Consider the following 8,556-nt stretch of genomic DNA (forward strand, 5'->3'; position numbering starts at 1 on the left):
CATCATTTTTCTCACCAGTATTCTGATTTACACCACCTAAAGTAACACCAGTTTCTCTGTATTCCAAAGTGTTTTCATAAGCACCGGTTCCCATGGCATATTTCTGATTTTCAGAAACCATTTTACCACCTAATCTATAATCCACAGTGAAATCTAATGACCAATTTTTATAGTTGAATGTATTGGTCATACCACCTATTGCCTTTGGTAATATATTTCCTACATATTTATACTTTGTTTTATCAATAACATAGTAACCTTCATCAGAAATTAGATTATTACCCTGATCATCTTTAGCAATATCGTACGCATAAATATTACCTAATTTTTTACCGACTTCGGCAACGACTTTTAAGGAGTTCTCATCTGCGCTGTAGAACGTTAGCATATCTCCGCCACTATTTAATTTATCCACCATAGTTCTATTGAAGGAATAGTTTAAACGGGTATTCCAACTGAAATTTTCACGCTGTATAGGTGTTGCTGTTAATGAAACTTCTAGACCATTATTTGAGATACGACCTACATTCGTCCATTGAGAGGTTGCTCCTGATGATGCTTCTGTTGTTAGATTTAAAATTTGATCGTCGATGTAATTATCATAATAACTGATATCTAAACCTAATCTGTTTTTTAAAAATTTAAGTTCTAATCCATACTCCCATTCGTATTTCATTTCAGGCATAAGTCCCAAATTTCCATAGCTGCCATTATATGTCAAAGAAGGTACAGATCCATTAATTGTAGCTATTGCATTTTGACTGTTTGCGACATTTGCGACATAAATTCCGGCATCATTTCCGACAATACCGTAGGAAACACGCAATTTTCCAAAATTGAAATTCTGAGACTTCCAGCCCAGAGCGTCACTAAATATAAACTTCCGCTTACAGAACCATATTTGTAGTTGTTGTTGCCGGGAGGCATGGTGGAAGAATACTCGGAGCGATAAGTACCGTCTAAATAAGCAAATCCTTTATAACCAATATTGGCCATTCCGAAATATGCATATTTTATTTTTTTCTTACGCTCATTACCTGTTGTCGCTGGTGCATAGCTATTGCTGATACTAAACCAGTTTTCTTTTACAAGCCCACTTTGTGTAGTAGACGATTGGTCATCATAATTTTCTTCTCTAGATTGAAAACCTGCACTTACACTGTAATCCCAATCACTATTTATTTTGTTAGCATAAGTCGCTAATACATCGCCATACAATATTGAGTACAGTCCTTTTGAAGTGCTGAATCCGCCAGAACTATTCGTTGTTGAATTATAGCGAGTCGCATGCTCGTTATATTGTTTATTTGTGATGGCTGCCGAAGTAAAATCATTACCGATACGGCCTCTTAATTTGAGGTGATTCACAACATCCCAATTTAAGGTGGCACTTGTTAACAAGCGATTTTCTGTTTCGTCGTAGCTATTTTTATATTGAGACCAGAAATAATCCAACAAATTATATGGTCGAATGGCATATTTGAAATCCTCATCACGACCAGTAGTCGCTGCTGAATATTTATAGCCGTCCGAAGTTTGATATTTTTCTTTTAGAACAGACATGTCTTCTGTACGACTAAAGAAACCTCCAAAGATCCGAGGACTTGTCCTAGTAATTGCGATCGATTATGAGTTTCTGTATTTGTATAGTTTGCAACGAGATCTAATGACAATTTTTCGTGCATTTTTACTGTACTATTTAGATTGAAGGTATTTCTACTTTGTTTTGAACCTGGACTTGTACTTTTATAATCCATACGTGTACCGCTCAAACGATAGTTCACTTTGTCTGTTTGATTTGAAATTGCAAAGTTAATGTTTGAATTATAACCATTGTCAAAGATGTCCTTAAAGTTATTTTCACGTGCTTCGTATTTCTTGGTTGTTCCATCCCACCAATTACTTCTTCACCAGTAAATTTAGGGCCAAAATTCCGTATGAGCGGAAGTATGGGCGTCTTCCCGAGGGTGAGTCTGTATCTGCGATCCAACCTTCCGCATCAGCACCGTTCGCTAGATTGGTCGTAGCGTCATAACCAGGGCCATAGATATTTTGGAATTTCGGTAAGAATGCGGCACGTTCGATAGAACCATTGTAGTTAAAATCAATACCTAAACCTCTTCCTTTAATCCCTTTTTTTGTAGTAATCACAATAACCCCACTTGCTGCATCAGATCCGTATAGCGCACTCGCTGCAGATCCCTTTAAAATAGTCATACTTTCAATATCGGCAGGATTAATATCTAACATCCCATTACCACGGACACGTTGGTCATCCCAATAGTTATTGTTATTGGCTCCTTTGGTTCCATATTGTTCATCATTACGAATAATTACACCGTCTACAACATAAAGGGGTTGACGTTGGTAATTTAAGGAGTTAATACCACGAATTTGAACATTTACAGCACTTGATGCACCGCCAGGTGCTGTGGTAATTTTTACGCCAGAAACTTTACCATATAAGGCTGATCCTATGTTCGTATTTCCCGCTTTAGTAAGTTCCTCTGCTTTGATCGTGCTAACAGCGTATCCTAAAGCTTTTGCATCGCGTTTAATACCCATTGCTGTCACAACCACCTCATCTAAAGCAGAAGCATCTTGTGTCAAGGTTACATTAATCGATTTAGTTGAACCAACCAAAATTTCTGTTGTTTTGTATCCAATCGTTGTAAATCGTAAAGTTTCTCCCTGTGAAGCCTGGATGGTAAAACTGCCGTTCGCAGTGGTTTGTGTAGCTCTTGAGGTTCCTTTTACAGTCACCGTTACGCCAGATACTAGTCCCGAAGCATCTTTTACTGTTCCGGTAATGGATTGCTGTGCGAATAAGGATGATGCACTGACTAAAGTGCATAACGCTAATCCCGCACTCTTTTTTTGAAAATAATTCATGAGTAATGATTTATAAGCTAATTAGTTTGTAGTTATAAGGGTTTGTAATGTGTTTTCTATAATAAAGGCAGCAGTCCCAATACTTTGTGCCTGTTTGTTGGTTTCTGATATTTTTACTTGTGTTGTGCTGGCCAATCTAGGTATGCAAAATTCATTCACTGCGGTCTGAATCTGAGGCATGAGTATGGCACCGGCTTTGGCTCCCCGGCCACTGATGATGATGACTTCAGGGTTGAGGATATGGATTAAGGTAGCAATGCCTTTTCCTAACATATAACCAATTTTTCCAAGACTGGCAATAGCAAGCTGATCACCCTGTAATGCATTCTCCAGTAAAGCATCTCCTTGTGCTAATAGGTTATTATATTGCTCGGCTTCTAAACTCGATTTTTCTCCGGCCTTTAAAGCATTTTGTACATCTTTTACTGCAGCGCTGAGTGATGCCTCTACTTCTAAACATCCTTTTTTTCCACAGGAACAAAGAGTGTTGCTATGGCTTAGCGGTATATGGCTAAATTCTCCTGCATAACCACTCGATCCTTTAAATATTTGACCGTTTACGATCATGCCTAATCCGACCCCCCAATTTAAATTGATGACTAACGCATTTGTTGTCTTTTGTGCGGCGCCAAATTTTGTTCGGCAAAAGCAATGCAAGTGGAATCGTTTTCAATAATCGTCGGAATCTTAAAATGATCAGTGATGTGTTTTTTAATGTGGTGTAGGTTACATTTTTTATCGTACGAATCATTAACGCCTTTTTGTGTGTTTACAAATCCGGGCATACTGACGCCAGCCGCAATAAAATTGGCTAGTGGAATCTGTGACTTAGTAATAAGCTGATCAGCATAACTGATGATGTTTTGGAGTGCTTCCGATTCGCAAGCAAGGGGATTATACTGATCAGTAATCTGTTCAATTATTTTGTTTTCGAGATTATAAATATAAATCGATGTATAATATTGATCAAGCGCGATCACTAACATATAATGAGAAAGGCTATTGTTTAGCTTGAATTGAATAGCGCGTCGTCCTCCAGTTGATGTTGCAAAACCATTACCCTCAATGAGTTTCATTTCCAGTAAGGAATTTATTGATTTGGTAATAACCGGAATACTTTTATTAAAAGTTTTACTTAGCTGTGCAATTGATTGTGATTCCTGAAAGTAAAGTGCTTTTAAGATTTGGCTGTTCATCATTAATAATCTTCGTATTGAAGGGGTAAAGAAAGCAAATTTCTTTGTAAAATCCATGACTTTATAATATTTATTAATAAGTATGAGGGTCTTTGTCTCGTTTTATTAATAATTAGCAGTTTTATTTAATTTATTTTTCAAAAGTTTTTTGGATTGTAACAGACATAAAAAGCTCGCGGATTCTTTTACAGTTGTTATGCATACTTTATTGCTTCTACTTTCTTATGTTTTTGTTTGAGGTAATGACGGATAATATTGGTATTATTTAGATATAATTTTAAAAAATAAAAGTCCGTGTTTGTGCCATTTTAAATTAAATTAGGCGTAAAAGTGAATAGTAAAATTGTTATTTTTATGCCATAAACAAACTATTTTATGAAACAGCGTTATTATTCACTTGACGTATTCCGAGGAGCTACAGTTGCTCTGATGATTATGGTCAATAACCCCGGAACATGGGCTCATATGTTCGCACCATTAAAACATGCCGGTTGGCATGGCTGTTCCCCAACAGATCTTGTTTTTCCTTTTTTTCTATTTGCAGTTGGTAATGCTATGTCTTTTGTTATTCCTCGACTTCAGGAGGCTGGAGATGCTGTATTCTGGAAGAAAGTGATCAAAAGAACGGTTTTGATTTTTGCTATTGGTTTATTCCTTAACTGGGCTCCGTTTGTGCAGTGGGACGGTGATGCACTTGGATTGAAACATTGGGTAAATCCAAATAATCCTGAAAAGGGCATCCGGATATTAGGTGTACTTCAACGCATTGCCTTGGCGTACTGTTTTGCTTCTATTCTGGCTTATTACTTTAAAGAGAAGGCGTTGATCTGGATTTCTGCTGTTATCTTATTGGCTTATTGGGCTATTTGTGCTTTTGCAGGACAGGCAGGAGATCCTTATAGTCTTGCAGGTTGGTTTGGAACTCCTATTGATATACAGCTATTGGGAGTAGCTCATATTTATAAAGGAGAAGGGGTACCTTTTGATCCTGAAGGCCTGATGAGTACATTACCGACTATTGTGCAAGTCGTTTTCGGTTATCTTGCCGGTACTTATATCAAGAAGCAAGGACAGGTAGATTGGTTATGGTCTAAGGTTCCCGAAAGTAAAGAGCCTCATTTCAAATTACTTTCTGGGTTATTTGTAACGGGGTTTATTCTGGTGGTTTTAGCATGGATCTGGTCATTAGGTTTTCCGATCAACAAAAAAATATGGACAAGTTCCTATGTGCTGTACACAACGGGATTAGGAATTATGACCATCGGCGGAATGATCTGGTTTGTTGAAGTGCAAGGTGTGAAAAATAGTCTGACTAAATTTTTTGATGTGTTTGGCAAAAATCCGCTTTTTATCTTTGTACTAAGTGGTGTTTTACCGCGATTGGTAGGGTTGATCCGTATTCCGGATGGGGTAGGAGATGATGGAACTGCTTTATATACCAATGCATTTACCTGGTTTTATACAACAATCTGCAAACCATTACCTGGTCCACCAGAGGTAGGTTCTTTCTTTTACTCGTTATGCTTTTTGGCCTTGATGTGGGGTATATGCTATTACTTGGATAAAAAGAAAATCTATGTGAAAGTTTAAGGCATTCCTTATTAATGCAGAGCGAATTTTAAGTTTATTGTTGTCAGGTATTTTGTCCCTCAATTGATTTAAACTTTATGTAAATTACTAGGTACCCATTAAGGTGGTACTTTAATACTACAGCGTTACTACTTAAACTTTAATCTTCATTTTCTTTGCAGATTAAAGTTTAAGTGCTACCTTTGCAGTCAATTAACAAAAATTTTTAACGCTTTAATATTATTTCAGAGATGTATTTAAGTAAAGAGTACAAAGCAGATATCTTCGCGGAATTTGCAGGTTCGGCAACGAACACAGGTTCTACAGAAGGACAAGTAGCTTTATTCACTAAGAGAATTGCTCACTTAACTGAGCATTTGAAAAAAAACAGAAAAGATTTTAACACACAACGTGCCCTACAAATGTTAGTAGGTAAACGTCGTTCATTATTAGCTTACCTGTACAAAACTGACATCAACCGTTACCGTGCGATCATTAAAGGTCTTGGTTTACGTGATATCATCAAATAAGCTTTTAGTTATAAAAACTTTAGAAAGCCGTCTCTTTAGAGATGGCTTTTTTTTTGTCGCTAAATTTTGAAATGATGATTTTATGCTACTTATTATTATAAAACCACCTTCAATGGTTAAGGGGCACATGATAATTACTGTCATAAATGCAACTTACGTCAGTTTGATTATAAATATTTTACCTTATCTTTGCGATGAAATTAAAATATTTTTAATATAGGTATGCTGCCAAAAGATGAAAAGCATATCGCAAATAACAACGAATGAGTTATAACGAAATCAAAACAGTAATAGATATGGGCAATGGCTCCCAGATCGAACTTTCTACTGGTAAATTGGCTAAACAGGCTGATGGTGCAGTAGTTTTAAAACAAGGTGATACGATGCTTCTAGCAACAGTCGTTTCTGCTAAAGAAGCGAAATCTGGAGTTGACTTTTTGCCTTTGTCAGTAGATTACCAAGAAAAATACGCGGCTACAGGTCGTATTCCTGGTGGTTTCTTGCGTCGTGAGGCACGTTTATCAGATTATGAGATCCTAATCTCACGTTTGGTCGATAGAGCTTTACGTCCTTTATTCCCTGAGAACTATCATGCAGATACACAAGTGATGATCTCTTTGATCTCTGCAGATAAAGATATTATGCCGGATGCATTAGCTGGTTTAGCAGCTTCTGCTGCTATTGCGGTTTCTGATATTCCTTTCAATGGACCTATTTCTGAGGTTCGCGTTGCGAAAATAGATGGTCAATTGGTCATCAATCCAAAAATGTCTGAATTAGAAAGAGCAACTTTAGAATTTATCGTAGCTGGTTCTGCTCAAGATATCGGTATGGTTGAAGGTGAGTGTAGTGAAATTTCTGAGACTGAAATGGTAGAAGCGATTGCTTTTGCGCATGAGGCGATCAAAAAACAAGTTGCTGCTCAAGTTGAATTAGCAAATTTAGTAGGTAAAAATGTAAAACGTGAGTATAACCATGAGCCAACTAATGAGACGTTGAGAGCTGAAATTTTCAGCGCGACTTATGATAAAGTATATGCTGTAGCAGCTTCTGCTTCTGCAAAGCATGACCGTTCTGAAGCTTTCGCAAAGATTGCTGAAGAATTCAGAGCAACACTTCCAGAAGAATTGGATGAGGATACGAAGTTCTTATTCAAAAAATATTTCCATGATGTGCAGTATGATGCTGTTCGTAATCTAGTATTGGATGAAGGAAAGCGTCTTGATGGACGTGATGTACGTACTGTACGTCCTATCTGGTCGGAAGTAAATTATTTACCTGCAGCTCACGGTTCAGCTGTATTTACACGTGGTGAAACGCAATCATTAACTTCTGTTACTTTAGGTGCTAAAGATGCAGAGCAAATGATCGATGGTGCATTCATCAACGGTTATAACAAATTTATCTTGCACTACAATTTCCCTGCATTCTCTACAGGTGAGGCTAGACCAAATAGAGGTCCAGGTCGTCGTGAAGTAGGTCACGGTAATTTAGCATTACGCTCATTGAGACAAGTATTGCCTCCAGTAGCTGAAAATCCTTATACAATCCGTGTTGTTTCTGATATCTTAGAATCTAACGGTTCTTCATCAATGGCAACTGTTTGTGCTGGTACATTAGCATTATTAGATGCGGGTATTAAATTGAAAGCTCCAGTTTCTGGTATCGCGATGGGTTTAATCTCGGATGAGAAAACGGGTAAATATGCAATTCTTTCTGATATCTTAGGTGATGAAGATCATTTAGGTGATATGGACTTTAAAGTAACGGGTACTGAAAAAGGTATTGTTGCTTGTCAAATGGACTTAAAGATCAATGGATTGAAATGGGAAGTTTTGACACAAGCTTTGGATCAAGCGAAAGAGGCTCGTCTTCATATCTTAGGTGAAATGAAGAAAACAATTTCTGAGCCACGTGAAGATTACAAACCTCATGCTCCTCGTATTGTTCAGATCATCATCGATAAAGAATTTATTGGTGCTATCATCGGTCCAGGTGGTAAAATTATCCAAGAAATGCAACGTGAAACAGGTGCTACTATTTCTATTGAAGAAGTAGATGGTAAAGGTATCGTTCAGATCTTTGCGGACAATAAAGCTGCTATTGATGATGCAAGTACACGTATTAAAAATATCGCTGCTAAACCTGAGGTAGGTGCTACTTACGAAGGTAAAGTGAAGTCTATTATGCCTTTTGGTGCTTTCGTTGAAATCATGCCAGGAAAAGATGGTTTATTACACATCTCTGAGATTGATTGGAAACGTTTTGAGACGATGGATAGTATCTTTACTGAAGGTGATAAAGTAACGGTTAAATTATTGGATATCACAAACAGGGTAAATTAAACTTCTCGTAAAGCTTTATTACCT

Annotated in this window: 6 protein-coding genes and 2 pseudogenes; 3 read left to right on the forward strand and 5 right to left on the reverse strand. The window is 37.2% G+C overall.

Annotation, left to right across the window (positions count from 1 at the left end; translation table 11 throughout):
- From L950_RS34425 to L950_RS37595, 5 genes and pseudogenes are all read right to left on the reverse strand, one after another.
- A partial coding sequence (locus L950_RS34425; protein WP_231577806.1) for a TonB-dependent receptor domain-containing protein occupies nt 1-826 on the reverse strand: 826 nt, incomplete at its 3' end.
- Nucleotides 748-1,563: a hypothetical protein gene (locus L950_RS34430; protein ID WP_021191163.1), complete on the reverse strand. Its 816-nt coding sequence runs from the start codon at nt 1,561-1,563 to the stop codon at nt 748-750. The genes L950_RS34425 and L950_RS34430, both read right to left, overlap by 79 nt.
- On the reverse strand, nt 1,551-1,784 hold the full coding sequence (locus L950_RS34435) for a hypothetical protein (RefSeq protein ID WP_021191164.1): 234 nt from the start codon (nt 1,782-1,784) through the stop codon (nt 1,551-1,553). The genes L950_RS34430 and L950_RS34435 overlap by 13 nt, the downstream gene beginning before the upstream one ends.
- Nucleotides 1,785-1,899: 115 nt before the next feature.
- The gene (locus tag L950_RS34440) at nt 1,900-2,892 is read right to left on the reverse strand and encodes a TonB-dependent receptor plug domain-containing protein (RefSeq protein WP_021191165.1); all 993 of its coding nucleotides are present in this window, start codon (nt 2,890-2,892) and stop codon (nt 1,900-1,902) included.
- Between the two features lie 21 nt (nt 2,893-2,913).
- A pseudogene (locus L950_RS37595) lies at nt 2,914-4,145 on the reverse strand (ROK family protein).
- Nucleotides 4,146-4,463: 318 nt separating this feature from the next.
- On the opposite strand from L950_RS37595, the gene L950_RS22700 reads away from it, so the two are divergent.
- The 3 genes and pseudogenes from L950_RS22700 to pnp form a co-directional block, all read left to right on the forward strand.
- Nucleotides 4,464-5,678, forward strand: coding sequence for an acyltransferase family protein (locus L950_RS22700; RefSeq protein ID WP_021191166.1), 1,215 nt, complete (start codon nt 4,464-4,466; stop codon nt 5,676-5,678).
- 230 nt (nt 5,679-5,908) lie between these two features.
- Nucleotides 5,909-6,187 carry a 30S ribosomal protein S15 gene (gene rpsO / locus L950_RS22705; protein WP_021191167.1) on the forward strand — a complete coding sequence of 93 codons (279 nt, stop codon included), beginning with the start codon at nt 5,909-5,911 and terminating at the stop codon, nt 6,185-6,187.
- 263 nt (nt 6,188-6,450) lie between these two features.
- Nucleotides 6,451-8,556, forward strand: a pseudogene (gene pnp, locus L950_RS22710) (polyribonucleotide nucleotidyltransferase); the annotation flags it as partial.

Origin of the sequence: Sphingobacterium sp. IITKGP-BTPF85, from assembly GCF_001006065.1 — a bacterium.
Classification (GTDB): Bacteria; Bacteroidota; Bacteroidia; order Sphingobacteriales; family Sphingobacteriaceae; genus Sphingobacterium; species Sphingobacterium anhuiense.